Consider the following 681-nt stretch of genomic DNA (forward strand, 5'->3'; position numbering starts at 1 on the left):
GGCCGGCCTGCCGATGGGGATGGCCGCGGTCAGCTACGGCAAGGATCCGCGCGACCCGTGGGACGAAGACAGCTACTTCGGCCAGGGAGCCGAATGGCCGACCGTGGCGCAGCCCGGGGCTGGCGCCGACGCGGCGACAACGGCTGACCGGCCGCCGCCGGTGCCGCGCGCGCAGAACCCCGGCCTGCTCGGCGGCGCCAAAGCTGCGGCAGGCGGTCTCAACGGCGCAGCCGGCAAGTTCGGTGCGATTGCGCAAGCCGCGGAGCAAGCGGCGAGTGCCGTGCAGTCGCTGCGAAAGGGCGGCGCGCAAGCATTGCTGGCGCCGGTCGGACACGCGGCCACGGCCAACGTTGCGGGCAAGCTGCCGGGCGGCGCGACGGCCCTGGATACCTACGACGCGTTAAGTGCCGGCAAGCCTGCCGCCGCCGTCGCGTCCACCTTCGGTTTGCCCGGAGCGCTGCCGCGCATCGGCGCTGAAGTTCCGCCCTCGATCCTGAAAAAATCCGTCATATAAAAAGCCACCATGACTGACCCCACGCAGGCCCCGTCCAAGCCCGCCGAGCGCGCGCCGGAAGTCGCGGTCGCTCCGCTCGACACCATCGACCAGCAAGACATCGGCGCCGGCGCCGCCGCCTTCGACAAATGGTTGCGCAAGATCAGCCACGGCTACGTCACGCTGGA

At 70.9% G+C, this 681-nt stretch carries 1 pseudogene; it reads left to right on the forward strand.

Features of this window, described 5'->3' with window-relative positions:
- Positions 1 to 514 (forward strand): annotated as a pseudogene (locus ISF28_RS30240) (hypothetical protein); the annotation flags it as partial.
- Positions 515 to 681 lie beyond the last annotated feature (167 nt).

This window comes from Massilia rhizosphaerae, from assembly GCF_016093545.1.
Taxonomy (GTDB): Bacteria; Pseudomonadota; Gammaproteobacteria; order Burkholderiales; family Burkholderiaceae_D; genus Telluria; species Telluria rhizosphaerae.